Annotated in this window: 26 protein-coding genes and 1 tRNA gene; 19 read left to right on the top strand and 8 right to left on the bottom strand. The window is 72.4% G+C overall.

Going from position 1 to position 25799, the window contains the following annotated elements:
• Positions 1–137 precede the first annotated feature (137 nt).
• From VGP36_15610 to ssd, 4 genes are all read right to left on the bottom strand, one after another.
• The gene (locus VGP36_15610) at positions 138–830 is read right to left on the bottom strand and encodes a type II secretion system F family protein (protein HEV7656141.1); all 693 of its coding nucleotides are present in this window, start codon (positions 828–830) and stop codon (positions 138–140) included.
• On the bottom strand, positions 827–1288 hold the full coding sequence (locus VGP36_15605; protein HEV7656140.1) for a type II secretion system F family protein: 462 nt from the start codon (positions 1286–1288) through the stop codon (positions 827–829). Before VGP36_15605 ends, VGP36_15610 begins: the two co-directional genes overlap by 4 nt.
• A 284-nt stretch (positions 1289–1572) precedes the next feature.
• Positions 1573–2727 carry a TadA family conjugal transfer-associated ATPase gene (locus VGP36_15600; protein HEV7656139.1) on the bottom strand — a complete coding sequence of 385 codons (1155 nt, stop codon included), beginning with the start codon at positions 2725–2727 and terminating at the stop codon, positions 1573–1575.
• Positions 2724–3776 (bottom strand): septum site-determining protein Ssd, encoded by a 1053-nt coding sequence (gene ssd, locus VGP36_15595; GenBank protein ID HEV7656138.1) that lies wholly within the window; start codon positions 3774–3776, stop codon positions 2724–2726. The genes VGP36_15600 and ssd overlap by 4 nt, the downstream gene beginning before the upstream one ends.
• A 261-nt stretch (positions 3777–4037) precedes the next feature.
• Between ssd and VGP36_15590 the strand changes: the two genes are divergently transcribed.
• The 3 genes from VGP36_15590 to VGP36_15580 are packed head-to-tail and all read left to right on the top strand — an operon-like array spanning position 4038 to position 4916.
• Positions 4038–4214 (top strand): DUF4244 domain-containing protein, encoded by a 177-nt coding sequence (locus tag VGP36_15590; protein ID HEV7656137.1) that lies wholly within the window; start codon positions 4038–4040, stop codon positions 4212–4214.
• 20 nt (positions 4215–4234) lie between these two features.
• Positions 4235–4573: a TadE family type IV pilus minor pilin gene (locus VGP36_15585; GenBank protein ID HEV7656136.1), complete on the top strand. Its 339-nt coding sequence runs from the start codon at positions 4235–4237 to the stop codon at positions 4571–4573.
• Positions 4563–4916, top strand: coding sequence for an Rv3654c family TadE-like protein (locus tag VGP36_15580; protein HEV7656135.1), 354 nt, complete (start codon positions 4563–4565; stop codon positions 4914–4916). The genes VGP36_15585 and VGP36_15580 overlap by 11 nt, the downstream gene beginning before the upstream one ends.
• A gap of 56 nt (positions 4917–4972) precedes the next feature.
• On the opposite strand, the gene VGP36_15575 is transcribed toward VGP36_15580, so the two are convergent.
• Both VGP36_15575 and VGP36_15570 read right to left on the bottom strand, forming a co-directional pair.
• The gene (locus VGP36_15575; GenBank protein HEV7656134.1) at positions 4973–5479 is read right to left on the bottom strand and encodes a hypothetical protein; all 507 of its coding nucleotides are present in this window, start codon (positions 5477–5479) and stop codon (positions 4973–4975) included.
• A gap of 118 nt (positions 5480–5597) precedes the next feature.
• Positions 5598–7916, bottom strand: coding sequence for a DEAD/DEAH box helicase (locus tag VGP36_15570; protein ID HEV7656133.1), 2319 nt, complete (start codon positions 7914–7916; stop codon positions 5598–5600).
• A gap of 108 nt (positions 7917–8024) precedes the next feature.
• On the opposite strand from VGP36_15570, the gene VGP36_15565 reads away from it, so the two are divergent.
• The 9 genes from VGP36_15565 (at position 8025) to topA (ending at position 18387) form a co-directional block, all read left to right on the top strand.
• Entirely contained in the window at positions 8025–8372 is a 348-nt protein-coding gene (locus tag VGP36_15565; protein ID HEV7656132.1) for an STAS domain-containing protein, read from the top strand.
• A 4-nt stretch (positions 8373–8376) separates the two neighbouring features.
• Complete coding sequence (locus VGP36_15560; protein HEV7656131.1) at positions 8377–8826, top strand: ATP-binding protein; 450 nt, start codon at positions 8377–8379, stop codon at positions 8824–8826.
• 223 nt (positions 8827–9049) lie between these two features.
• Complete coding sequence (locus tag VGP36_15555) at positions 9050–11383, top strand: sodium-translocating pyrophosphatase (GenBank protein ID HEV7656130.1); 2334 nt, start codon at positions 9050–9052, stop codon at positions 11381–11383.
• 55 nt (positions 11384–11438) lie between these two features.
• Entirely contained in the window at positions 11439–11996 is a 558-nt protein-coding gene (locus VGP36_15550; GenBank protein ID HEV7656129.1) for a hypothetical protein, read from the top strand.
• 18 nt (positions 11997–12014) lie between these two features.
• Positions 12015–12587: a hypothetical protein gene (locus VGP36_15545; GenBank protein HEV7656128.1), complete on the top strand. Its 573-nt coding sequence runs from the start codon at positions 12015–12017 to the stop codon at positions 12585–12587.
• Between the two features lie 90 nt (positions 12588–12677).
• Complete coding sequence (locus tag VGP36_15540) at positions 12678–12986, top strand: hypothetical protein (GenBank protein ID HEV7656127.1); 309 nt, start codon at positions 12678–12680, stop codon at positions 12984–12986.
• Positions 12983–14410 carry an alpha/beta fold hydrolase gene (locus VGP36_15535; protein HEV7656126.1) on the top strand — a complete coding sequence of 476 codons (1428 nt, stop codon included), beginning with the start codon at positions 12983–12985 and terminating at the stop codon, positions 14408–14410. Before VGP36_15540 ends, VGP36_15535 begins: the two co-directional genes overlap by 4 nt.
• Positions 14407–15450 (top strand): glycoside hydrolase family 76 protein, encoded by a 1044-nt coding sequence (locus VGP36_15530; protein ID HEV7656125.1) that lies wholly within the window; start codon positions 14407–14409, stop codon positions 15448–15450. The genes VGP36_15535 and VGP36_15530 overlap by 4 nt, the downstream gene beginning before the upstream one ends.
• A 216-nt stretch (positions 15451–15666) precedes the next feature.
• Positions 15667–18387 (top strand): type I DNA topoisomerase, encoded by a 2721-nt coding sequence (gene topA, locus VGP36_15525; GenBank protein HEV7656124.1) that lies wholly within the window; start codon positions 15667–15669, stop codon positions 18385–18387.
• Positions 18388–18473: 86 nt separating this feature from the next.
• On the opposite strand, the gene VGP36_15520 is transcribed toward topA, so the two are convergent.
• The gene (locus VGP36_15520; protein ID HEV7656123.1) at positions 18474–18839 is read right to left on the bottom strand and encodes a VOC family protein; all 366 of its coding nucleotides are present in this window, start codon (positions 18837–18839) and stop codon (positions 18474–18476) included.
• Positions 18836–19603, bottom strand: a complete 768-nt coding sequence (locus VGP36_15515; protein ID HEV7656122.1) for a trans-aconitate 2-methyltransferase — start codon at positions 19601–19603, stop codon at positions 18836–18838. Before VGP36_15515 ends, VGP36_15520 begins: the two co-directional genes overlap by 4 nt.
• 57 nt (positions 19604–19660) lie before the next feature.
• Between VGP36_15515 and VGP36_15510 the strand changes: the two genes are divergently transcribed.
• The 7 genes from VGP36_15510 to VGP36_15480 all read left to right on the top strand — a co-directional run bounded on the left by VGP36_15510 (position 19661) and on the right by VGP36_15480 (position 25635).
• Positions 19661–20164: a MarR family transcriptional regulator gene (locus VGP36_15510; GenBank protein HEV7656121.1), complete on the top strand. Its 504-nt coding sequence runs from the start codon at positions 19661–19663 to the stop codon at positions 20162–20164.
• Between the two features lie 141 nt (positions 20165–20305).
• Complete coding sequence (tmk, locus tag VGP36_15505; GenBank protein ID HEV7656120.1) at positions 20306–22522, top strand: dTMP kinase; 2217 nt, start codon at positions 20306–20308, stop codon at positions 22520–22522.
• Entirely contained in the window at positions 22519–23709 is a 1191-nt protein-coding gene (locus tag VGP36_15500) for a DNA polymerase III subunit delta' (protein ID HEV7656119.1), read from the top strand. The genes tmk and VGP36_15500 overlap by 4 nt, the downstream gene beginning before the upstream one ends.
• Before the next feature lie 33 nt (positions 23710–23742).
• Positions 23743–24567 carry a regulatory iron-sulfur-containing complex subunit RicT gene (gene ricT / locus VGP36_15495; GenBank protein HEV7656118.1) on the top strand — a complete coding sequence of 275 codons (825 nt, stop codon included), beginning with the start codon at positions 23743–23745 and terminating at the stop codon, positions 24565–24567.
• A 21-nt stretch (positions 24568–24588) separates the two neighbouring features.
• Complete coding sequence (locus tag VGP36_15490; protein HEV7656117.1) at positions 24589–24789, top strand: hypothetical protein; 201 nt, start codon at positions 24589–24591, stop codon at positions 24787–24789.
• A gap of 172 nt (positions 24790–24961) precedes the next feature.
• A complete protein-coding gene (locus VGP36_15485; GenBank protein HEV7656116.1) occupies positions 24962–25516 on the top strand; it encodes a hypothetical protein in 555 nt (184 codons plus the stop codon).
• 43 nt (positions 25517–25559) lie between these two features.
• Positions 25560–25635 (top strand) — tRNA-Thr (locus VGP36_15480).
• Positions 25636–25799: the final 164 nt, after the last annotated feature.

Raw genomic sequence — 25799 nt, 5'->3', positions numbered from 1 at the left:
AGGGTACACATGGAGTAGGTGGGGTGTGCCTCGTGCTGCTCCACGCCAATCGTCCGGCTCAACCCCCCGGAGCCGGGCTTCGACGGCCCCCGCTATCCCCCCAGGCGGGGGCCGTCTCATGTCCGCGGTCGGTTCGGTCACGGCAGCACCTCCTTGGCGAGCGACAGGACGATCGGCACGATCCCGAGACAGACGAAGGCCGGCAGGAAGCAGAGTCCGAGCGGCGCCATCGCCAGGACACCGGCACTGCGGGCCCGGGCCAGCCCGGCCGCGGCCAGTCCGGACCGCCGGCTCGCGGCGAGCCGGTCGAACGCGACCCCCAATCGGCTGCCGCTCTCAGCGGACCGGCCGACCGCCCTTGCCACCGGCGCGAGGTCGTCGTCAGCGGCCACCCCGGCCCAGGCCGCCGGCGCGGCCGTCCCGAGTCGTTGGAGCCCGGCGATGACACCCAGATCCTCGCTGAACGGCCCGGGCAGCGCGGCCGCCACTGCTTCCAGGGCGGCCACCAGCGGCATGCCCGCCTGCAGGCACACGCTGAGCAGGTCGAGCGTGAGCGGGAGGTCGGCCTGACGGTCTTCCCGATCCTTCCGAACCTTCGCCGGTTCCAGCTTCCGCAGAACCCGGTCGGCGGCCACGAAGGCTCCTGCGCCGATGCCGAGACCGAGCGGGCCTCCGACGACCAGCGCCGTCGCGACACCGAGGGCGCCCGCCGCCGGTCGGGTCATTCGCCGGCCGTCGACCCGCCCTGCCCGCCGGGTTGGACGGATACGACGGCGTCGACCCATCAACGCGAGTGACAGAGCCATCAACAAGGGCGCGGCCGCGTTCATCGGGCTCCTTGGGCAGCCGCGACGATCCGTGCCGTCCAGAGCACGCCGACGGCCTCGAGGACGACGCCGACCACGAGTGCCAGCTGGCCGTGCGGCTGCCCGAGCAGCACGGTCAGTGGCTCGGCTCCCATCGCCGCGCCCAGGCCTATTCCGAGGACCGGCAGGATCGCCAGCAGCCCGGCGGTCGACCTGGCGCCGGCCAGCTGCGCGACCACCTCGCGTTTCTCAGACTCCCGGGACCGCAGATCCTGCTCGACCCGGTCGAGGACCGTGGCCGCCGGAGCCCCACTTCGCTCGGACACCGTCCACACCGCCCGGACAGCGCGATGCGCGACAGCAGGAGACCCGTCGAGGGCCGCCAACGCCTCGGCCGGTCGTTGACCGGCCCTGAGATCGGCAGCGAGCATGCCGACCGCCTCGACCATCTCGGCCGCGGCCCGCCGGTCCCGGCGTTCCACGGCACCGCGACGCAGTACAACCCATGCCGTCGCTGCGGCCACGCCGCCGGCCGCCGCCGGGAGCACTGGCACCGCGTTCCCGAACCCGAGCCGGGCCCAGGCCGCCAGAGCCGCGGCGCCTGCCGTCGCGCACGCCATCGTCCCGGTCCGACCCGTCGGCCCCGAGATCCGAGTCGGCCGCCGGAATCCCGCACCGCCGTGCAGCGCCCGGAGCCGGGAGGTCCCCGGAGATGGCCGGGCGACGAGACCGAGTGCCAGGGCCGCGAGAGCGAGCGCGACGCCGGTCACGGACCGCTCCGTTCGAGGTGCGGCTCCAGGATGCGGGCAAGATCGGCCCAGGCGTCGACCGGACCCGCGTCGTGCCGCCAGGCCGGTACCACCCGCATCTCCTCGCCGTCCCGTCGGAAGACGCCGATCTCGGCCAGCACCCGATGCCCGTCCGGGAGCCGGTCGAGATGGATCGCGACCTGGAGTGCCGCAGCCACCTGGCTGCGGACTGCATGCCGGTCCAGCCGTCCCAACGCGCCCAACGCCTCCAAACGGGCCGGCAGCTGCCCGGCGCTGTTGGCGTGCAGCGTCCCGCTGCTGCCGGCGTGACCGGTGTTCAGCGCCGTCAGCAGTTCCACGACCTCGCCGCCGCGAACTTCGCCGACCACGAGCCGGTCGGGCCGCATCCGCAGTGCCTGGCGGACGAGATCGCGCAGGGACACCTCACCGGCGCCCTCGACGTTCGCCGGACGCGCGGTCAGCCGGACCACGTGCGGGTGGGCGGGGCGCAGCTCAGGCGCGTCCTCGACGAGGATCAGCCGTTCGGCCGGATCGACCAGTCCGAGCATGCTGGCGAGCAGGGTCGTCTTGCCCGATCCCGTACCGCCGCTGACGAGGAACGCGGCCCGCGCCCGGATGATCGCCCACAGCAGTCCAGCGGCACCTCGCCGCAGCGTTCCGGCCGCCTCCAGCTCGGCAATGGTGAAGGCCTTCGCCGTGAACGTCCTCAGCGACAGACAGGTGCCGCCCGGCGCGACCGGCGGCAGTACCGCATGCAGCCGCGTTCCGTCCGGCAGCGCCGCGTCCACGTACGGGCTTGCGTCGTCAAGACGCCGGCCGGCCGCTGCCGCCAGTCGTTGGGCGAGCCCGCGGACCGCCGCCTCACTCGGGAACCGGACGGCCGAGCGCTGCAGGCCGGCCCCGCGATCGACCCACACACTGTCGGGCGCGTTGACCAGCACGTCGGTTACTCCCGGCTGCTGAAGAAGCGGTTGCAGCGGTCCGGCCCCGGCCAGTTCTGATTCCGCTTCACGTACCAGGTCGAGGACCTGACCGTGACCGGCGAGGCCACCCGCGTCCTGCCTCACCAGGGCGGCGATGGCAGCGCGGCCGGGCGGCGCGCCGGTGTCGACGAGTCGGCGTCGCACCCGCTCCAGTGCCTCGGCGTTCATGCCGCCTCCCGGACGGCGCCGGTCCGGCCCAGCAGGTGCTCGCACAGTTCACCGAGGCGGGTGCCCCGGATCAGACCGGCGCCGTTGCCGACCTGAACCGCCTGTCGCACCGCGGCTTCGTCCGCCAGCTCACCCGCGAACGGCAGGTCGGCCCCGCGAACCACCTCTCGGCTGGGGAGAGCCCCCGGCCCGGTTCGCACGACTGCCCGTGGCGCCGGCGTTGAGCCGAGCCCGTCGACGACGCGTCGTGCCGCCAGCACCGATCGGACCTCTGCCGGTATCACGACGAGAAGCTCGTCGGCGGCGGTCAGTGCCTCGTCACGGCCCGCCGTACGGTGCCGGGGAAGGTCGAGCACGATCGTGCCACCGCCCCGGCTCGCCGCCGCAACCACGGCCCGCACCGCGTCCGGTGTCAGTTCAGCGGCGTCGGTTGCGGCCAGCACTGCGAGGCCGTGCACAGTCGGGACCGCCTCATACAGGGCGGTGGGGGACAGCCGTCCGCTCAGCACACCCAGGTCGGCCCACCGGGCTCCGGGTGCGAGCTCGGCTCCCAGCCCGGCGTCGGCTCCGCCGCCGAGCGGATCCAGGTCCACGAGCCAGGACGGTCCGCGCAGCGCGGCCGTCAACGCGAGACCGGCCGCCAGCACGCTCGCGCCGGCCCCGCCACGACCACCGACGACCCCGACGACGCGCGCGCGGGCCGCGGGCTCGGCCAGGTCGGCGAGTCGATCGAGCAGGCCGGCTTCGCCGCTCGGCAACCCGATCGTCTCCTCGGCGCCGATCATCGTCGCGGTGTCGCGAAGAGCGTCCGACGGTGATCCTCTCGTGAGGAGGAGTACGCCCGGGCGCCGCTCCAGTCGGGCCATCGATAGCGTCTCCAGCAGGTCCGCGCCGACCAGCACCAGCGGCGCCTGGGTCCACTGTGGACGACAGACGGCCGGCTCGACGGACACGTCGACCGCTACTCCGACCGCCGCCGCCATTCCGAGCAGGTCGTCGAGCAACTCGGTGTCCGCGGTGAGTACCAGCGGTCGGCTCTCTCGGGTCATTGCTCCTCCTTCGGTGCACGCCGGAGAAGCAAACCGCTGTGGCGCAACGGATCGCGAGTCCAGAGCCCAATCTGTGGATGAAGCGAAGGCCTGTGGACAAGGCGTCCCCGCGCTAGCACAGAGCACTGACAGAATTCATCGATCATCCACAGTGGAGAGATCTGTCCACAGTTTGTAGTACAAGGCTGGCCCGGGCCCCCGCCGCCGCGGATGCTCGGTCCCGCACGCCGCACCGGGCGGCGTCGAGAGAGGAGCGAATCCATGCTGAAGAAGTTCCGGGCGACCTACCGGCGCGACGACGGGATGACCACCGCCGAGTACGCGGTCGGACTGATCGCCGCCGTCGCGTTCGCCGGAATCCTCTACAAGGTGGTGACCAGCGGCACGGTGCTGACCGCCCTGACGGCGATCGTCAAGCGCGCCCTCTCCCAGGGATGACCAGGCGGCGCGATGGCGGGATGGCCACCGCGGAGTTGGCCGTCGTGCTCCCGGCTCTGGTGCTGGTGATCGCAGCCGGACTTACCGCCGTGTCGGTGATGCTCGCGCAACTGCGTTGCGTCGACGCCGCGCGGGAGGGAGCCCGGGCGGCGGCCCGTGGTGAGTCCGTCGCGGGGGCCGGATCGGCCGCCATGCGAGTGGCACCGGCGGGAGCGACGGTGACGGTCGCGAACGCCGGCGACAATGTCCAGGTGACAGTGTCGGCAGCGGCCGGCCGCACCGGAGGTCTGCTCCCGGTCTTCACCGTCAAGGCCACCGCCGTCGCGTCGAGGGAGCCGGAGTCCAGCGGTGTGCCGTGACCGGGGCAGCGTCACCATCTGGGCGGCCGCCCTGGCCGGCCTCATCTGGCTGAGCTGCTCGGCGGCCGTTCTCTACGGCAGCGCGGTCGTCGGCCGACACCGCGTTGAGACGGCGGCCGATCTGGCAGCGCTGGCAGCGGCGGTCCGAGTGCCCGACGGCACGTCGCGCGCCTGCCGTGCCGCGACCTCGATCGCCGGCCGAAACGGCGCGGTCCTTCAGGTGTGCCGTGTGGTCGGAGACGACGTCGAGGTGGTGGTGTCCCGGCCGATCCGTCTCGGTGGTCTGGGTGTCCGGGAGGCGACGGCCAGGGCTCGGGCAGGTCCGATGGAGGACCTGCCGTGACATGAGGAAGGGGTGGGCGGCGCTGTCCGCGCCGCCCACCCCTCAGCTGAAGCCGATCAGGAGTCCCGGGACACCGTGTCGGTCGTCGTGCGCTCCTCACGGCGCGGCAGGAACGACCGGCGTCGCGGGGCGGTGGAGTCCTCGACGGGCGGGGCCGCCTCGTAGTTGGCGTCGACCGGCGGCTGGACGCGCGTCCGGTCATCGACGACCGGAGCGTCCGTGCGCGAGCGGTCGGAGAGCCGAGGCTCCTCGTACCGGGTGGGCGGCACGGTGGTGGTCTCCGGCGTGGAGTCCACGCGCTGCGCGAGTTCCTCGTTCTCGCGCCGCAGCGTCCGCCGCTCCTTGCGCAGCCGGCGGTTGCGCCGCATGCCACCCATCAGAAGACCGAGGCCGACGACAGCGAGGACGGTGGTGATCATGCCGGCGACGAAGACGACGCCGAGAGTGACGTTCGAGACGGAGACACCCCAGAGCGAGACTGCGAGCGAGTCGGTGTTGCTGGTGACTACGGCGGCGGTGAGCACGCCGGCACCGGCGAGCAGGATGAGACCTAGAACCGCCACGGTGATCAGCTCCTTTCTTCGAGTGGACGGGTTCGTCCCTCGTCCGTGTTGCGGTGGACATACCCGTCGGCGCCGATCGGCAAGCGTCGGCTGCTCCGAACGCGCGAAACGCCTGGCATCAGGATGGCAAGGACGTGAGCACGGCGTCGAGCAGGCGTACGGCGCCGGCCTTGTCCAGCGGCTCGTTCCCATTGCCGCACTTGGGCGACTGCACACACGACGGGCAGCCCGCCTCGCACTCGCAGGCGTTCACCGCCTCACGTGTCGCGAGCAGCCATTCGCGAGCTGTGTCGTAGCCGCGGGCAGCGAAGCCGGCGCCCCCCGGTTGTCCGTCGTACACGAAGATCGTCATGCGACCGGTGTCGGGATGCAGGGCCGTGGAGACGCCGCCGATGTCCCATCGGTCGCAGGTGGCGAACAGGGGAAGCAGTCCGATCGCGGCGTGCTCGGCGGCGTGGGCGGCACCCGGGACGTCGGCCGGATGCAGGCCGGCCGCGGCGATCGCAGTGTCGGACAGCGTGTACCAGACGGCCCTCGTCCGCAGCTCCCGCTTGGGCAGGTCGAGTGGGGTCTCGTCGAGCACCTGACCGGTCAGATGCTGACGCCGCAGGTACGACACGACTTGGTTGGTCACGTCGACGGTCCCGTGGTGCAGGGTCAGTTCCCCGAGGTCGCGTTCCCGCAGCGTCGACACCACCCGGATGTCGGTGGTGTCCCGGGCCGAGGTCGAGTAGTCAGGCTCGGCCTGGTGGACCAGGGCGACGGCGGCCTCGAGGTCCAGCTCGTCGACCAGGTACGAGACGCCCTGATGCAGGTAGACGGCGCCGGCATGGACGGTGGTGTGCGAGGCCCAGGCGTCCACCGTGCCGAGCACCCGGCCGGTGCCGCCCTCCACGACCCGGACCGGCTCGCCGCCCGTCCCGCGGATGTCGAGGTCCGGTCGGGCGCGTGCCGTCCAGTACCAGCCCGTGGGCCGGTGCCGCAGCAGGCCGCGGCGGACCAGGTCCGGCAGCACCGCCTCGGCGGCCGGCCCGCCGAACATCGGCAGGTCGGCGTCGGTGAGGGCGAGCTCGGCGGCGGCGCAGCAGAGCTGCGGACCGAGCACGTACGGGTTCTCCGGGTCCAGGACCGTCGCCTCGACCGGGCGGCCGAAGACCGCTTCCGGGTGGTGCACGAGGTACGTGTCCAGCGGGTCGTCCCGGGCCACGAAGACGACCAGCGCACCGAGTCCCTCCCGGCCCGCGCGTCCGGCCTGCTGCCAGAGCGAGGCGAGCGTGCCCGGGAAGCCCGCCAGCACGACGGCGTCCAGCCCGGCGATGTCGATGCCGAGCTCCAGCGCGTTCGTCGCCGCGACGCCCAGCAGCGTCCCGTTCGCCAGCGCCGTCTCCAATGCACGGCGTTCCTCCGGCAGGTAGCCGGCCCGGTACGCGGCCACCCGCTGGGCGAGCTCCGGCGCGGCGCCGGCCAGATGGCGGCGGGTGGTGAGGGCCAGCACTTCGGCCCCACGCCGGGACCGGACGAACGCCAGCGCCCGGGCGTCCTCGATCACGAGGTCGGCCAGCAGCCGGGCAGCCTCGGCCCCGGCGGGACGCCGGACCGGGGCGCCGTGCTCGCCGTGGCCGTTGGTCAGCGGCGGCTCCCAGAGCGCGAAGGCGGTCGACCCGCGGGGCGATGCGTCCTGCGTCACCTCCTCGACCTCCAGGCCGGTGAGTCGGCTGGCCGAGATCGCCGGCGTCGCGACCGTCGCCGAGGCGAGTACGAAGGTCGGGTACGCACCGTAGGAAGCGCAGATCCGCCGCAGCCGCCGCAGCACGTGCGCGACGTGCGAGCCGAAGACGCCGCGGTAGGTGTGGCACTCGTCGATCACCACGTACCTCAGCCGGCGCAGGAAGGCCGCCCATCGTGTGTGCGACGGCAGGATGCCGCGGTGCAGCATGTCCGGGTTCGTGAGCACCAGCCGGGAATGGGCACGAACCCAGTCCCGCTCCGGCGGAGCCGTGTCGCCGTCGAAGGACGCAGCCCTGACGTCGGGCAGCACCAGCGAGCGCAGCGACCGGAGCTGGTCGCCGGCCAGAGCCTTGGTGGGGGCGAGGTAGAGCGCGGTCGCCTTGCCGTCGGCGAGCAGAGCGGACAGCACCGGCAACTGATAGGCCAGCGACTTGCCCGAGGCGGTTCCGGTCGCGACGACCACCGACCGGCCGGCGTAGGCCAGCGACGCGGCGGCCGCCTGGTGTTCCCAGGGCCGGGCGATGCCCCGGGCCCGGAACCGGTCCGCCAGCAGCTCAGGGGCCCAGTCCGGCCAGTCCGCGGACCGCCCGGGCCGGGGCGGAACCTGCTCCACATGCGTCACCGGGTTGTACCGGCTACCGGCCAGGACGCGGTCGAGCAGATCTTGCCCGCGGAGGGTGGCACCCTCCGGCGCGCGCGTACGGACCACGTCACTCACTTTCGCGCTCGCGACTTTGGTTAGATCGGGGGCAAGCAGTAGAGCCCGGTCGGCGGACCGACGCTCGTCTCACGTCGCCAACTTACGCGGAGGTGCGCCATGGACCTCACGTTGAACACCCGTGACCAGGCCGGGCATACGGTTCTGGCTGTCTCCGGGGAGGTCGACGTCTACACCGCGCCGGCCCTGCGGGACCGGATCGCCGATCTTCTCGATTCGGGTCAGCATCAGCTGGTCATCGATCTCGGTGGGGTCGAGTTCCTCGACTCGACCGGGCTGGGCGTCCTCGTCGCCGGTCTCAACCGGGCCCGGGAGGTCGGCGGCAGTCTGTCGCTGGTCTGTCCGCAGGAGCGGGTCCTCAAGCTGTTCCGGATCACGGGCCTGGACGAGGTCTTCACCGTGCACTCGACGGTGGACGAAGCGCTCGCCAGTCCGTCGGCAGGCTGAGGCCATGAGCGGGATCGCCGCTGACACCGACGTCACCGTCACGCTCCGTCTGCCGCCGAGCCCGGCTCACGTGCGGACAGCGCGGCTGATCGCGGCGGCCATGGCCCGGCGGAGCGGGGTCGGCGAGGACAACCTCGACGAGGTCCGCCTTGCCGTGGGCGAGGCCTGCGCCCGGGCGGTGCGGATGCAGGAGCGGCAGGGCGTGACCGCGCCGGTGACCGTCGAGTTCGCGGAGGCCGGCCGGTTCCGGGTGTCCGTGGTCGACGGTGCCAAGACCGGCACGGGAGACGAGCTCACCGCGATGGCCAACGGCGCGGGTGGTTCGATCCCGTGGGCGGACCCGAGCGGGGACGCTCTGGGTCTGGCGCTGCTCGGGGCGGTGGTCCAGGATCTCGTGGTCGATCAGGAGATCGACGGCGGGACGCGGGTGACCATGTCGTGGCCGCTGGCCTGAGGCAATCCGGGCACGGCCGACAGTATGCGACATAAATGCCACAAAGCTGTGATTCCGGTCGCACAAGTAAGGTCCGTCTTGGGGGACCGGTCATGCTCCCGTAAACTCCGCGCGATCTGCGCGGGACCGCATGTGTCCGGTCAGCGCACGCTCTAACGACCAGCTCCACCCGCCGTCCGGCGTCCTGTGGCTGTTCGCCAACGTCGTCTAACAGGAGGACGCATTGCTCCCGCTTTCCCTGGCGGAGGCCCCGGAGATCGCAGGCGCGGACTACTTCGTCGTAGTGGTCATCGCCGCCATCGCCCTCGGTGCGCTCGTGTTCGCCCTCTACCTCTACAACCAGGTCATGCGCGCCGACCAGGGCACGGCCCGGATGCAGGACATCGCCCGGGCGGTCCAGGAGGGCGCCGCGGCGTACCTGAACCGGCAGTTCAAGACGTTGAGCGCTTTTGTCCTCATCGTCTTCGTCCTCCTGCTGATCCTGCCGGTCACCGATGGCGGCGCCAGCGTCCGCATCGGCCGCTCCGTCTTCTTCGTGGTCGGCGCCTGCTTCTCGGCGCTCGTCGGCTACTTCGGGATGACGCTCGCGACCCGCGGCAACGTCCGGGTGGCCGCGGCGGCCCGGGCGACCGGCAGTCGTGACGCGATGCGGATCGCGTTCCGGACGGGCGGCTTCTGCGGCATGCTCACGGTCGGCCTGGGTCTGCTGGGCGCCTCGATCGTGCTGCTGGTCTACAACCAGGACGCCCCGACCGTGCTCGAGGGCTTCGGCTTCGGCGCCGCGCTGCTCGCGATGTTCATGCGGGTCGGCGGTGGCATCTTCACCAAGGCCGCGGACGTCGGTGCCGACCTGGTCGGCAAGGTCGAGGCCGGCATCCCCGAGGACGACCCCCGCAACGCTGCGACGATCGCGGACAACGTCGGCGACAACGTCGGCGACTGCGCGGGCATGGCCGCCGACCTCTTCGAGTCGTACGCGGTGACGTTGGTCGCCGCGCTGATCCTCGGTAAGGCCGCGTTCGGCTCCGAGGGGCTGATCTTTCCCTTGGTCGTGCCGGCCATCGGTGTGCTCACCGCGGTCGTCGGCATCTTCCTGACCGAGCCGCGTGCGTCCGACCGCGATGCCCTGCAGACCATCAACCGGGGCTTCTTCGCCTCGGCGCTGATCTCGGCCGTGCTGGTCGTGCTGGCCGCGTTCATCTTCCTGCCGGGGCGGATCTCCGACCTCGACGGCGTGAGCGACGCGGTGCTGAACTCGGCCGGTGGCAAGGACCCACGGGTGATCGCCATCGTCGCGGTGCTCATCGGCCTCGTGCTGGCGGCGGCGATCCAGGTGCTCACCGGGTACTTCACCGAGACCAGCCGGCGACCCGTCCGGGACATCGGCCGCTCGTCGCTGACCGGTCCGGCGACGGTGATCCTGGCCGGTTTCTCGATCGGCCTGGAATCTGCCGTCTACTCGGCCATCCTCATCGGCGCCGCGGTCTACGGCGCCTCGCTGCTCGGCGGCGGCTCGATCGTCGTCTCCCTGTTCGCGGTCGCCCTCGCCGGCACGGGCCTGCTCACCACGGTCGGCGTCATCGTCTCGATGGACACCTTCGGACCGGTGAGCGACAACGCGCAGGGCATCGCCGAGATGTCCCACGACATCGACGAGAAGGCGGCGCGCGTGCTGACCGAGCTCGACGCGGTCGGCAACACCACCAAGGCGATCACCAAGGGCATCGCGATTGCGACCGCGGTATTGGCCGCGACCGCGCTGTTCGGGTCGTTCACCGACGCGGTCAGCACCGCCGTGGCCAAGACCGGGATCGACTCGGTCACCGGAGTCAGCAACCTCGACCTGCTGCAGTACGCGGGCGTCCTCAACGTCGCCGATCCCACCAACCTGGTCGGGTTGATCATCGGCGCTTCGGTGGTGTTCCTGTTCTCCGGGCTCGCCATCACCGCCGTGTCGCGGGCCGCCGGCCGGGTGGTCTTCGAGGTCCGGGAGCAGTTCCGGACCAAGCCCGGGATCATGGACTTCAGTGAGCGCCCGGACTACAGCCGGGTTGTCGACATCTGCACCCAGGACTCGCTGCGGGAGCTGATCACCCCGGGGCTGCTCGCGGTGCTCGCGCCGATCGCGGTCGGCTTCGGTCTCGGTGCCGGCGCGCTCGGCTCGTACCTGGCCGGCGCGATCGCCACCGGCGTGCTCATGGCCGTGATGCTGTCGAACTCCGGCGGTGCCTGGGACAACGCGAAGAAGTTGGTCGAGGACGGCCAGTTCGGCGGAAAGGGCAGCGAGGCCCACGCGGCCACCGTCATCGGCGACACCGTCGGCGACCCGTTCAAGGACACCGCGGGCCCGGCGCTCAACCCGCTGATCAAGGTCATGAACCTGGTGTCGTTGCTGATCGCCCCGGCGGTCGTGCAGCTGAGCATCGGCACCGACGCCAATAAGGCGCTGCGTATCGGCCTGGCCGTCCTGGCCGTGGCGATCATCGCCGGGTCCATCGCGATCTCGAAGCGGCGGTCGGTCGCGGTCGGCGCCGAGCCGGCGACGACGGAGGTCTGAGCCCGATCGGACCGGCGGCCGCCATCGGTGTCCGCCGGTCCGTAGGGTGTCCGCCGTGCTTCGCCCGATTGCCGCCTTCGCCGTACTTGCCGCACTTCTGTCCGCCTGCGGGGCGAAGGACGCCGGGATCGTGGAACCGGCGGCGTACGCGCAGACCGTCTGCTCCGGACTGATCGGCTGGCGGGACGGGGTCGCAGCGGACAGCGCGGAGCTGACCCACAGCCTGGACGGCGCCAACGACGTCGCCACCGTCCGGGCCCGGTACGCGCGGTTCTTCACCGCCACGGTCCGCCGCACGGACCAACTGCTCGGCTCGGTCAAGTCGGCCGGCGCCCCCAAGGCCGACCGCGGGCAGGGCTACTCCCGCGACCTCGCCGCCGCGCTGGAACGGACCCGGACGGGTCTCAGCGCCGCGCAGAGGAGCTTCGCCGCGCTGCCTACCGGCAACCTCACCGCGTACGCGGCCGGCGCCCGGAAGGTCCGCGACTCCCTCGGTGCCCTGTTCACCCAGGTCGGGACGACCCTCGACGATCTCGGACGGACGTACACCGACTCCGGCCTGAACCGGGCGTTCCGTGCGGACCCGGCCTGCCAGCGCCTGTCCGGCACCTGACCGCCTACGCTCCCGACTGTGCCTGGGCAGCTGTCCTTCCTCACCGCCGGGGTGCGCCCACCCGGGGTGGACGACCTCGAGGGGCTGCTGCTCGGCGTGGGCCAGGTCGTCCGGTTCGGGGGTACGGCCCGGCTATCCGTGCTGGTCGAGGACCGGTGGCGGGTGGAGGAGGTGCTCCACGCGTACGACGAGCGTGGGCTGCGCGGTGAGGTGGCGGAGGAGGACGGCGTGACCTCGGTCCGAACGCCATTCAGTCTGGCGTTGCAGCCCGTTGCGGAGCGCTGGATCCGGGGCGCGGTCAAGGCCGTGCCGCCGGGATTCACGCTGGACGGATCGCGGCTCCGTATGTGGGCGATTGGTGCGGGACGCCGGGATGAGCACGGCTACCTGCTCCGGTTGAGCCCGCACGACCCCCAGGTCTGGGAGCCGGTCGGCTCGGCGCTGGCCCGGGCCGGCATCGCCGGTGCATTCGTCGGCCCCCGTGCAGGCGGGCCGGCCTACCGGGTCACCGGGCGCCGGCGGCTGACCCGGCTGGGCGAGTACGTCGGCGAGCGGCCGGCCCGGGCACCGGAAACCGACTGGCCCGGCTGACGGCAAGCCCGGCACCGTCGTCTGTGGACAGAACCGTCGCCTGTGGAGACCCGTTCGCGCCCCGGTTGACACCGCCCTACTGTCGGCGCCATGTCCGAGTTGCAGGTGGAGCCGCAGGTGCTGGCCGAGGCCGGTCGCTCCCTCATCGCTGAGCGATCGGCGCTGGCCGACGCCGCCGCCGAGGTCACCCGCGCGCTGGGAACCGTCGCCGCGGCCCTCCCCGGCTCGCGCACCGCCACGGCTGCCGACCACGCCGCCGCGCTGCTGGCGTCCGAGGCCCGGGCGACCGCCGTTGACCTCGGCCACCTCGGCAGGGCGCTGACGACAGCTGCCCGGGAGTACGGCGAGGTCGAGCGGTCGATCGTGACCGGCATCGAGCGATCCGGGAGGGCCGCATGACCACCGAGGCGCGGGACTGGGACGCCGCGACCTGCGACCGGGGTGTGCGGCAGCTCTTCCGGCTCGCCGACGAGCTCGACCGGGCTTACGAGCGGCTGAGCACGACCGAGTCCCGGTTGGCCGGCTGGAGCGGTTCCGCCGCCGACCATGCCCGCCCCCGAGTACGTGCGGCGACCGTCCGGGTGAGCGGCCTGGCCGGGCTCCTGCGGCAGGCTGCGGATGTGGTCCGGTCCGGTCTGCACTGCATCGCCGAGGCGGCCAGGCTGGCCGGCGGCGCCGCCCAGTCGCCCCGCGAAGCCGACGAGGGCCGGGCGTTGGCGGCTGCGGTCGACGGTCGGATCAGCGCCGGTCTGGATGCGGTCCGGACGACGTCTCCGGCCGCTCGCCTGCCCGGACCGGACTCGACCGCGGCCGAGGTCGCGCACTGGTGGACCGCTCTGCCGCCCGAGCTGCGTCGTCAGCTGCTGGCCCGTGAGCCGGCCACGCTGGGCAGCCTCGCCGGGTTACCGGCCGAGATCCGCGACGCGGCCAACCGACGGCAGCTCGCGACCCTGCTCGCGCGACTGCGGGCCGAACGGGACCAGCTCCTGACGACCGGCCCCCTGCTTCCCGCGCACCAGGCGAGGTACGCCGTCGTCCGCTCCATGCTCACGATCGCCGAGGCCGTCGAGCGAGCCCTCGCCGGTCGTCGCGCGCGGCTGCTCACCCTTGACCTGAGCGGCGTCGGCCGGGTTGCGATCGGGCTCGGCGACGTCGACCGCGCGCGGCACGTCGCCGTCCTCGTCCCGGGCATGGGGGACGACGCCGTCCACGGAGTCGGTGGGACCGTCGATCGAGCCGGGAACCTGTTGGCCGAGGCCGGTCGGCAGTCCGACGAGTCCAGCGCGGCGATCGCCTGGCTCGGATACGCGGCGCCGGACTGGCGCGAGGTCCCGTTCGCCACCCGGGCCCGGGCGGGCGGCCGGATGCTCGCCGCGGACCTGGCTTCCTTCGACTCGGGCCGGAGCGTGGACGGCGGCGGGCTGCCGCACGTCACCCTGGTCGGCCACAGCTACGGCAGCACGGTCGTCGGAGCGGCCGCCCAGGCCGGCCCGAAGCGGGCGGACGACCTGGTGCTGGTCGGCAGTCCGGGCGTGCTCGCCGGCAACGCCCGCGAGCTCGGCTTGCCCGGCCGGCGGGTGTACGTGGGCGAGGCACCGTTCGACCCGGTCGCGGACCTGGGCGTGTTCGGCGCCGACCCAGGGGACGCGGCCTTCGGGGCCACCCCGATCCGGACCGATCCGGAACCCGGACGGCCCTGGCCGGTTCAGCTGGCCGGCGCTCACACCGGCTACTTCGATCCCGGTTCGGAGTCGCTGCGCAACATCGCGCGCGTCGTGGTCGGCCACGGCGCGGGCGTCACCCGGCCGGGGGAAGCAGCATGAGCTGGGCCGAGGCCGCGGATGCGGCGCAGCGGGTGCTCGCCGAGCGGTTCTGGCACCCTCGCTTCGCCCTCTACCAGGACAAGCCCGGACGGCAGCGGTTCGCGGTCCGCTTGAGCTGGGACTACTGGATCCAGGCCCACGCTCTGGACGTCACGGTGGACGCTGCGGCGCGGACGGGGTCGACAGGGCTCCGGGACCGGATCCGGGCCAACGTCGGCGGCATCGTGCGCCGCAACGGCGGCACGATCGTCAACCGCTACTACGACGACATGGCCTGGATGGGGATCGCGCTGTTGCGGGCCGACGAGGTCGCCGGCGCCGACACCGGCGGGCTGGTCCGGGAGCTGTGGTCGGACATCCGAGCGGGGTGGGACGAGCGGCACGGCGGCATCGTCTGGCGGCGTGAGGACCCGCGGCCGTACACGAACACGCCGGCCAACGCCCCGTCGGCGATCCTCGCCGCCAAGCTGCACCGGCGCTACCGGGATCCGGCCGACCTGGACTGGGCCCGCCGGATTGCCGACTGGCAGTACGCGACGCTGGTCGACCCGGCCAGCGGGATGGTCTGGGACGGCGTTCACCCGGCCGAGCAACCCGGGCCGGACCGGACGTTGTGGACGTACAACCAGGGGACGGTGGTCGGTGCGGAGACCGAGCTGTGGCAGCTGACCGGCGATCGGGGTCATCTCGATCGGGCCCGGCGGACGGCGGCCGCGGCGCTGGATCATTTTGCCGACCCGTCCGGGGGAGTTCTGCCGAACGAGGGCATGGGGGACTCCTCGGTCTTCAAGGGAATATTCGCCCACTATCTCGGCGCTTTGGTATTGGCTGATCCTGATCCGGACGGTGCCGTGGCCCGACAGGTGCGCGCCGCTCTGACCAGCAGCGGAGGCGCCGTTGCCGCGGCGGCGGCAGCCCCGATCGGGTCCGACTGGCGGCAGCCGGTGAGCGGCGAGGCGAGCCTCGGGACGCAGGTCTCGGCGGCCCTGCTGCTCGAAGCTTTGGCGACTGTCGAGCACCCTGATGTGACGCACGGATAACAAGCCATCGGGAACCGCCCGAGCTGACCGACCGTTCCGTCGGTTTGACAGAGTGCGGTCTGAACCCCGCACACTGCGCTCGGGGCCGCCTAGCGAGTCCCCACCCGCAGCACGACGCAGACCTGGAGCACCGTGAGCACGATCGACACCGAAGCCCCCGCGACGCCAGCCCGTCGCGGCCGTTCTCGCGCCGCCGCGAAGGACGGCCTCCGGCTGATCATCGTCGAGTCGCCGCGCAAGGCGCGGATGATCTCGGGCTTCCTCGGCGACGGCTACGTGGTCGAGTCGAGCATCGGTCACATCCGGGACCTGCCGCGCAACGCCGCCGACGTTCCGGCCAAGTACAAGGGCGAGTCCTGGGCCCGCCTCGGCGTCGACGTCGACCACGGTTTCGAGCCGCTCTACGTGGTCAGCGCCGACCACCGGCAGCAGGTCACCAAGCTCAAGGACCTGCTCAAGGATGCGACCGAGCTCTACCTGGCCACGGACGAGGACCGGGAGGGCGAGGCCATCGCCTGGCACCTGGTCCAGACGCTGAAGCCGCAGGTGCCGATCCGCCGGATGGTTTTCCACGAGATCACTCCGGAGGCGATCCGGCGTGCGGTGGAGAACCCCCGCGAGATCGACGCCGACCTGGTCGACGCCCAGGAGACGCGGCGCATCCTCGACCGGCTGTACGGCTACGAGGTCAGCCCGGTGCTCTGGAAGAAGGTCATGCCGAAGTTGTCGGCGGGCCGGGTCCAGTCGGTCGCGACCAGGCTGGTGGTCGAGCGGGAGCGGGCCCGGATGAAGTTCCGGTCCGCTGAGTACTGGGACATCGAAGGTCTGTTCGCGCTGACCGAGAAGCCGGCTGAGGGCGACCCGTCGACGTTCACCGCCACCCTGGTCGCGCTCGATGACAGCCGCATCGCCACCGGACGGGACTTCGCCCCCGAGACCGGCAAGACCCGCAGCGACGTCGTGCACCTGGACGAGCCTGGCGCCCGCGGCCTGGTCGCCCGGCTGAGCAACGCCGCGTTCGCCGTCACCCGGGTCGAGGAGAAGCCGTACCGGCGCCGGCCGTACCCGCCGTTCATGACCAGCACGCTGCAGCAGGAGGCCGGCCGCAAGCTGCGGTTCACGGTCGAGCGGACGATGCGCACCGCCCAGCGGCTGTACGAGAACGGCTACATCACCTACATGCGGACCGACTCGACGAACCTGTCCGAGACAGCGCTGACCGCCGCCCGCCAGCAGGCCCGGGAGCTCTACGGCGACGAGTACGTGCCGCCGGAGGCCCGCCGCTACGTGCGCAAGGTCAAGAACGCGCAGGAGGCACACGAGGCGATCCGGCCCGCCGGGGACAGCTTCCGCACCCCGGGCGCCGTCGCTGACGAGCTGTCCGCGGACGAGTTCCGGCTCTACGAGCTGGTCTGGCAGCGCACCCTCGCCTCCCAGATGGCCGACGCGGTCGGCACCAGCGTGTCGATCCGGCTGGCCGGCACCAGCACCACCGGCGAGCGGGCCGAGTTTGCCGCGAGCGGCAAGACGATCACGTTCCCCGGCTTCCTCCGGGCGTACGTCGAGAGCCTCGACGACGACGCCGACCGGGATGACAGCGAGCGGCGGCTGCCGCGGCTGCTCCGGGACCAGCCGCTGAACGCCCGCGAGCTGACCCCGCAGGGCCACACCACCTCGCCGCCGGCCCGCTTCACCGAGCCCAGCCTGGTCAAGGCGATGGAGGAGCTCGGGATCGGGCGGCCGTCGACGTACGCGTCGATCCTGCACACCATCCAGGAACGCGGGTACGTCTGGAAGAAGGGCAGCGCGCTCGTCCCGTCCTGGATCGCGTTCGCCGTGGTCAACCTGCTGGAGCAGCACTTCACCCGGCTCGTCGACTACGACTTCACGGCCGCGGTCGAGGAGGATCTGGACAACATCGCCGGCGGCGGCATGCAGTCGGTGGACTGGCTCACCCGGTTCTATTTCGGCTCTGAGAGTGGCGAGGAAGGCGGCATCGCCCGGTCCGGCGGCCTGAAGCGGATCGTCTCCGAGCGGCTCGGCGACATCGACGCCCGCGGCATCAACTCGATCCCGCTCGATGGCGGCGTCGTCGTCCGGGTCGGCCGGTACGGGCCGTACATGGAGCGGGCCGAGGGCGAGCGGGCCAGCGTGCCCGAGGACCTGCCGCCGGACGAGCTGACCGCCGAGAAGATCGGTGAGCTGTTCGACGCCCCGTCGGGCGAGCGCAGCCTCGGCGCCGATCCGGACTCCGGCGAGGACGTCACGGTCAAGGCCGGCCGGTACGGGCCGTACGTGTCGTCCGGCGAGAAGACCGCCAGCCTCTTCGGCTCGATGTCGATCGACACGGTGACTCTGGAGGAGGCGCTGCGCCTGCTCACGCTGCCTCGTGTACTCGGCGTCGGCGCGGACGGCGAGGAGATCACCGCACAGAACGGGCGCTACGGGCCGTACATCAAGCAGGGCAAGGAGTCCCGCTCGCTGGAGCGGGAGGACCAGCTCTTCACCGTCACGATCGAGGAGGCGCTGGCGCTGCTGGCGCAGCCCAAGACCCGCGGCCGTCGTTCGGCCACCCCGGTGGCGCCGCTGCGCGAGCTGGGCGACGACCCGGCGAGCGGCAAGCAGGTCGTGGTCCGGGAAGGCCGGTTCGGCCCGTACGTGACCGACGGCGACACGAACGCCAGCCTGCGCAAGGGCGACGCGGTCGAGGAGATCACCATCGAGCGGGCGGCCGAGCTGCTCGCGGACCGGCGCGAGCGGGCGCCGATCAAGAAGGCGACCAAGAAGGCCCCGGCGAAGAAGGCCGCGAAGAAGGCCCCGGCGAAGAAGGCGGCGGCCAAGAAGGCGCCGGCCAAGAAGGCCGCTGCGAACAAGGCGGCGCCCAAGGCTCCGGCCACGAAGGCGGCGCCCGTGCTCGAAGACGACCCGGTCAGCTAGGCCGATCCCGGCCGCCAGCGCGGGCCGCTCGCCGACCCGACCCGGTCGGCCGACGGCCCCGGCCTCCGCCGGGGCCGGCGGGAGAGTCAGGCGGGAAGGCGGGACAGGAGTTCCAGGCGATTGCCGCACGGGTCGTCGATGTAGCAGCGCCGGTGCCCCGGGAACTCCCCGTCCCAGCGCACGGGATGCCCGGCCGCACCGAGCCGGTCCATCAGCGCGTCCAGGTCGTCGACGAGCAGGCCGGGATGGGCCTTGCGGGCGGGCCGGAAGTCGGCCTCGACGCCGAGGTGCAGCTCCGCGGTCCCGGACCGGAACCAGGCCCCGCCCCGCTCGGCCAGCCCCGCGGGCTTCGCCACCTCCGTCATCCCGAGCAGGTCGCCGTAGAACGCCCGCAGCACCGGCTCGGAGCCGGCCGGCGCCGCGAGCAGGACGTGGTGCAGCCCGGTGATCACGCCGGTACCTGGGTCACGGCGAAGATCCGCCGGAACGGCAGCACGGTCCCGTACGGCTGCGGCGGGTACGCCTTCCGCAGCATCGCGCCCAGCTCGGCCTCGAAGTCGGCCGCCTCCGAGGCCGACAGCCGCGCCAGCACCGGCCGCAGCGCCGTCCCTCGCATCCAGGTGAGCACGGGATCGTCACCCTGCAGCACCTGCGCGTACGTGGTCTCCCACGAGTCCACGGTGCAGCCCAGATCGGAGAGCACCCGGACGTACTCGACCGGCTCGGTGATCGTCGGCCAGCGCCCCGCGGTGCCCAGCTGCGGACTCCAGCGCGGCGAGTTGCACAGCGTCCGCAGCGACGCGTGCGACGGCGCCTCGAAGTTGCCCGGCAGCTGGAATGCCAGCCAGCCGCCCGGTGTGAGCGCCTCGACCAGTCGCGGCAGCAGCGTCACGTGGCCGGGCACCCACTGCAACGCTGCGTTCGACACGATCACGTCGACCGGCGCGGACGGACGCCAGTCCTGGATCCGGTTCAGCTCGAACGACAGCCGGTCGGACTTCCGCGGCGCCGCGTCGGCCAGCATCGACTCCGACGAGTCGACCCCGAGCACCGCCGCGGCCGGCCAGCGGTCGGCCAGCGTCGCGGTCAGCGAACCGTCACCGCAGCCCAGGTCGACCACCGACCGGGGCGCCTCGGCCCCGATCCGGCCCACCAGCTCGTGGAACGGCCGGTTCCGCTGATCCGCGAACCGCCCGTACAGCTTCGGGTCCCACATCTCCAACTCCTCTCGACGTCGAGATAGTTTAACTCGACGTCGAGATACCATGTCAACGTGCGCGACGAGACCGACGGACTGCTCGAGGCCTGGCGGCGCGAGCGGCCCGACCTGGACGCCGCGCCGCTCGCGGTGCTCTCGCGCGTCACCCGGCTGGCCCGGCACCTCGATCGGGAGCGGCGGGCGGCGTTCGCCGAGCACGGCCTGGAGGCGTACGAGTTCGACGTGCTCACAGCGTTGCGCCGGGCCGGCCCGCCGTACGAGCTGACGCCGGGGCAGCTGGTCCGTGAGACGCTCGTCGGCTCCGGCACGATGACCAACCGCTTGGACCGGCTCGAGGCGCGCGGGCTGATCGAGCGCCGGCCGGACCCGCAGGATGGTCGCGCTCGCCGGATCCGGCTCGCCGACCAGGGCCGGGACCGCGCCGACGACGCCGTCGCGGACCTGCTCGACCGGGAACGGCAGCTGCTCGCGGGGCTGTCCGAGCCGGACCGGGACCGGCTCGCGCGACTGCTGCGCACCGTCCTGGTGAACTTCGAGAGCCGGGGTCCCGACGGCTGACGCGGCCGCGGAATCCGTCGGACCCGGCCGATACAGTCGGCTCCGACAAATCAGGCTCGAGCGCGCCCGGAGGAGGTCGTCATCGACGCGGACAGCGCCACCGACGGGCCACCCCGGCCGGCGGAGGACGAGCGCGCTCTGGTGTCGACGACGCACCGGATCCGCGCGGTCCTGCGCGTGCGCGACTTCCGCCGGCTCTGGCTGGTCATGTCGTTCTCCAGCTTCGGCGACTGGCTCGGCCTGCTCGCCACGACCGCGCTGGCGGCCGAGCTCGCCAGCGGCTACGCGGCGGAGAACTTCGCGCTCGGCGGCGTGCTGGTCGTGCGGCTGCTGCCGGCGGTCATCTTCGGGCCGCTGGCCGGGGCGTTCGCGGACCGGTTCGACCGGCGCAAGCTCATGGTCGTCGCCGACATCGGCCGGTTCGCGCTGTTCCTGTCGATCCCGCTGGTCGGCCAGCTCTGGTGGCTGTTCGTCGCGACTTTCCTGGTCGAATGCATCAGCCTGTTCTGGATCCCGGCGAAGGAAGCCTCGGTCCCCAACCTGGTCCGCAAGGACCAGCTGGAGCAGGCGAACCAGGTCAGCCTGGTCACGACGTACGGGATCACGCCGGTCGCAGCCGCCGTCGTCTTCTCGCTGCTGGCGCTGCTCACCCGGCTGCTGGGCAACTCGTTCGAGTTCTTCGACGCCAACCGGGTCGACCTCGCGCTCTACATCAACGCCGCGACTTTCCTGGCTTCGGCGTTGACCGTGCAGCGGATCCGGCAGATCAGCGGCCGATCGGTGGGCGCGGGCGCGGCACCCGCCCAAGGCCTGCTGCGGTCGGTGGTCGAGGGCTGGGAGTTCATCGGTCAGACGCCGCTCGTGCGGGGCCTGGTCGTCGGCATCCTCGGCGCGTTCGCGGCCGGCGGGGCGGTGATCGGCACCGGGAAGACGTACTCGGCCAGCCTCGGCGGCGGCGACGCGACGTACGGGATCTTGTTCGGGGCGGTCTTCGTCGGGCTCGGGCTCGGCATGGGACTCGGGCCGCGCGTCGCCCGGGACCTGTCCCGGCGACGGCTGTTCGGATTGTCGATCATCTTCGCCGGCTGTTGCCTGGTGCTCGTCGCGCTGATGCCGCACCTGATCCTGAGCCTGATCTGCGTGATCGGTGTCGGCTTCGGTGCGGGCGCGGCCTACCTGGCCGGCACGACGCTGCTCGGTCGAGAGGTCGCGGACGAGGTGCGCGGGCGGACATTCGCGTTCGTCCAGTCGCTGGTCCGGGTCGACCTGATCCTCACGCTGGCGGCGGCGCCGTTCCTGGTCGGTCTGCTCAAGCAGCGGACCGTGAACGTCGGCGTCATCGACTTCACCGTGGACGGGACGCGGATCCTGCTCGTCGCGGCCGGTCTCCTTGCAGTCGGCGGCGGCATCGTGTCGTACCGGCAGATGGACGACCGGACCGGTGTGCCGGTCGTGCCGGACGTGGTCAGCGCGTTGCGTGGGGACACGAGGACGCGGCGGCGGCTGTCCAAGGGCGGCATGCTCATCGCGTTCGAGGGCGGCGAGGGGTCGGGCAAGTCGACCCAGGCGGCCCGGCTGGCCGAGTGGCTCACCGAGCGTGGGGTCGCGGTGACCACCACGCACGAGCCCGGGGCGACCGACTTCGGCGTCCGGATCCGGCAGATCCTGCTGGACTCCCCGGACGGCTCCCTCACCCCGCGCGCCGAGGCGCTGTTGTTCGCCGCCGACCGCGCCCACCACGTCGACACCGTGATCCGGCCGGCGCTGGACCGCGGCGACGTCGTCATCACCGACCGGTACGTGGACTCGTCGCTGGCCTACCAGGGTGCCGGCCGGGCGCTGTCGCTCGAGGACGTCCGCCGGCTGTCGCGGTGGGCGACCAACGGGCTGCGGCCGGACCTGACGATCCTGCTCGACATCGACCCCGAGGTCGGGCTGGAGCGGGCCCGGGCGGCCGGTCGCGGGCACGACCGGGTCGAACGGGAGTCGCTGGAGTTCCACCAGCGGGTCCGGCAGGCGTTCCGGTCGCTGGCCGAGGCGACGCCGGACCACTACCTCGTCATCGACGCCGGTCAGCAGTCTCATACGGTCTCGACGATGATCCGGCTGGCGGCCGGCAAGCGGCTCGCGGCGCGGATGGCGGCGCAGCGACCGGTGCCGGTGGACGCGGAGGCGAGTAAGCCGTTGCGGTGGAGGAGTCGGCGTTCGAGGACCGGGCATGGGGCGACCGTCGCGGGCGTGCCGCCGGAGACGCCGCCGGTGCCGACGGTGGGCACGGCGGGCGTGATGCCGGTGCGCGAGCCCGAGGTGCCGCTCGTGGCCGAGCCCGACGACGTACCCAGGGGACAGTCGCGATGACGGTGTGGGACGAGGTCGTCGGCCAGCCCCGTGCGGTCGCCACCCTGCAGGATGCGGCCGCGGCCGCGCACAAGATCGTGATCGGCGAGGCGACCGCGGTCGGTTCGATGACCCACGCCTGGTTGTTCACCGGGCCGCCCGGCTCGGGTCGATCGGTCGCGGCCCGGGCGTTCGCGGCCGCGCTGGAATGCGATCGCGGCGGGGTCGGCTGCGGCGAGTGCCCGGGGTGCCACACCGTGAAGACCAAGACGCATGCCGACGTCCACATCGTCGTACCCGAAGGCCTGTCGATCGCGGTGCAGGAGATGCGGTCGATCGTGCTGACCGCGGGCCGGCTGCCGTCGCTCGGCCGCTGGCAGGTCGTGCTGGTCGAGGACGCCGACCGGCTCACCGAGGCCGCGTCGAACGCGCTGCTCAAGGCGGTGGAGGAGCCGCCGGAGCGGACGGTCTTCCTGCTCTGCGCGCCGTCCACCCACCCCGACGACATCTCGATCACGATCCGGTCCCGCTGCCGGGTTGTCCCGCTCGGCACACCGTCGCCGGAGGCGGTCGCGGACGTGCTGATCCGCCGCGACGGTGTCGACCCGGCCGACGCCGAGTGGGCCGCGCAGGCCTCGCAGGGTCACGTCGGCCGGGCCCGCCGCCTCGCTCGCGACGCCGAGGCCCGGGCCCGCCGCCGCGCGGTGCTGTCCGTCCCCGCAGGGCTGACCAGCCTCGGCGCCTGCTTCGACGCTGCCGACGAGCTCGTCCGTGCGGCCGAGCAGGAGGCCGCGGCGCTGTCGGCGGAGCTCGACGGGCCGGAGACCGAGGCACTGAAGCAGGCGTTCGGCGCGGGCGGCACCGGCAAGGGCGCCGCGACCGCGACCCGGGGCACCGCCGGCGCGATCAAGGAACTGGAGCGGCGGCAGCGGTCCCGCTCGACCCGGGCCCAGCGGGACGCGTTGGATCGCGCCCTGGTCGACCTGGCCGCGTTCTACCGGGACGTGCTGGTGGCCCAGTGCGGCGCCGCGGTCCGGCCCGCGCACCCGGACGTGGCGGCGGACGTCCGTACCCTGGCCGCCCGGCTCACCCCCGAGGGAGTGCTGCAACGGCTGGACGCCGTGCTGGGCTGCCGGGAGGCGCTGGAGCTCAACGTGAAACCGCGGATCGCGGTCGAGGCGTTGACGGTCTCGCTGCGACTGACCTGACGCCGACGGGGTGCGCGCCCGTAAGGTCGGCTCATGGGCATGGTCTGCGCGGTGAGCTTCGAGCGGTACGGCCGGCTCTACTACTTCGACCCCGGTCCGTACTCGCCCGCCATCGGCGACAAGGTGCTGATCCCGACCGACGACGGCCCCGAGGTCGCCGAGTGCGTGTGGGCGCCGCAGTGGGTCAGCGAGGACACGATGGGCATGCCGGTGCTCGTCGGCGTGGCCCAGCAGGCTGACATCGATCGCGACGCGTTGATCCGCAAGCGCAAGGCGGCGGCCCGGGTCGCGGCGAAGCGCCTGGTCCGCGAGCACAAGCTGCCGATGAAGGTCGTCGGCGTGGATCACGTACCCGACACCAACCGGACCACGATCTACTTCTCCGCGCCGCACCGCGTCGACTTCCGCGGCCTGGTGCGCGATCTCGGCGCGACGCTCTCCTGCCGGGTCGAGCTGCGTCAGCTCTCACCCCGGGACGAGGCCCGCGTGCAGGGTGGGATCGGATCGTGCGGGCGGGACCTCTGCTGCGCGACGTTCCTCAAGGACTTCGAGCCGGTCTCGATCCGGATGGCGAAGGACCAGGACCTGCCGCTGAACCCGCTGCGCATCTCCGGCGCCTGCGGCCGCCTGCTGTGCTGCCTCAAGTACGAGCACCCGCTGTACGTCAAGGCGCACGAGACCGTCCCCCCACGCGGCTCCGAGGTCGACACCCCCGAAGGCCCGGGCCGGGTCGTCGAGATCAACGTGCCGAGCGAGACGGTCAAGGTGCGCCTGCGCGACGGCGGCCGGGCCTGCTCCTGCTCGTTCGAGTCGGTCTGCGCGCCCCGCACCGCGCACGACGAGCGGTACAACGCCTGATCCTCGGGGCATCATCACGACGTGGCCAACGATCTGGACGACAGCTGGTATTACAACGTCGAGAAGGGCGCCGCCGAGAAGGGCCCGTCCAAGCGCGGGTTCCGCGAGGCCCGGCTCGGCCCGTACGCGTCGAAGGAAGAGGCCGAGCGCGGCCTCACCGAGCTCCACGAGCGCAACAAGCGCATGGACGAGGAGGACCGACGCTGGAACGAGGGCTCGTAGTCCCGTTCTGGACGGCGACGGGATCGCGTCGCCTGGGCCCCAGGCGGTCCGCGTCCAGTCGACCGGGCTGACAGGGCCGACGGAGAGGTCCGTCCTGACCTCGTCCCGCCGAAGCGGGACCGCGTCGATGGGGTCGTGGATCTCGGCCTCGGCCGCTGAGGACGGGGATCGGATGGCGTTGACTGAGTCGACAAAGGGGTCCGTGCTGGATCTCGTCCCTGGCCGACGCGGGCACTATGCGTTCGAGTCCGGATACCACGGTGACCTCTGGCTTGACCTGGACGCGCTGTTCGCCCGCCCGGGGATCCTGCGCCCTCATGCGGCTGCGCTCGCGGACCTTGTGCGGCCCGCACATCCCGATGTCGTCTGCGGCCCACTCCTCGGCGGCGCGTACGCTGCCCAGCTGGTCGCCGAGTCCCTCGATGCCGCCTTCGCCTGGTCCACGCCGCCCTCGTACACGGTGACCGGCGACGTGAGCGGGCGCCGCATAGCGATTGTCGACGACGCGATCAACGCCGGCTCAGCCGTCTCCGCCACCGCCGACACTCTGGCGGCCGCCGGCGGCACCGTGGTCGCCGTCGCCGCGTTCCTCGCCCTGGGCGACGCGCCCGCCCGGTTGGCCGGCGTCCCGGTCGACCACCTGGCCACCGTCCCGTCCCACCTCTGGCCGCCGCCGACCTGCCCGCTCTGCGCCGTCGGCTCCCCGCTGGACGAGCCGCCCTCCTGAGCCCGCTACACTGTTCGGGCCGGTACGCCCTCGGGCGTGCAGCGCCGCCTTAGCTCAGTCGGCAGAGCGATTCACTCGTAATGAATAGGTCCGGAGTTCGATTCTCCGAGGCGGCTCCACCCTGACCTGCACGTTCGCCGGGTGGGTCGCCAGAAATGGCGGTCCGTTCATTTCTCGGTCTCAGATCTGAGCTCGTTCTCTTGCGCGAAGCGCCTCATGGGCGGCGGCCGAACCGGCCGGTCAGGTTCGCTAGAGGCCGGGATGGTTCGGTCAGCGGCGTCGC

It is taken from the genome of Mycobacteriales bacterium, assembly GCA_035995165.1.
Lineage (GTDB): Bacteria > Actinomycetota > Actinomycetes > Mycobacteriales > CADCTP01 > CADCTP01.
The sequence above is the reverse complement of the archived record's forward strand: the minus strand, read 5'-3'. Positions and strand labels throughout refer to the sequence as shown.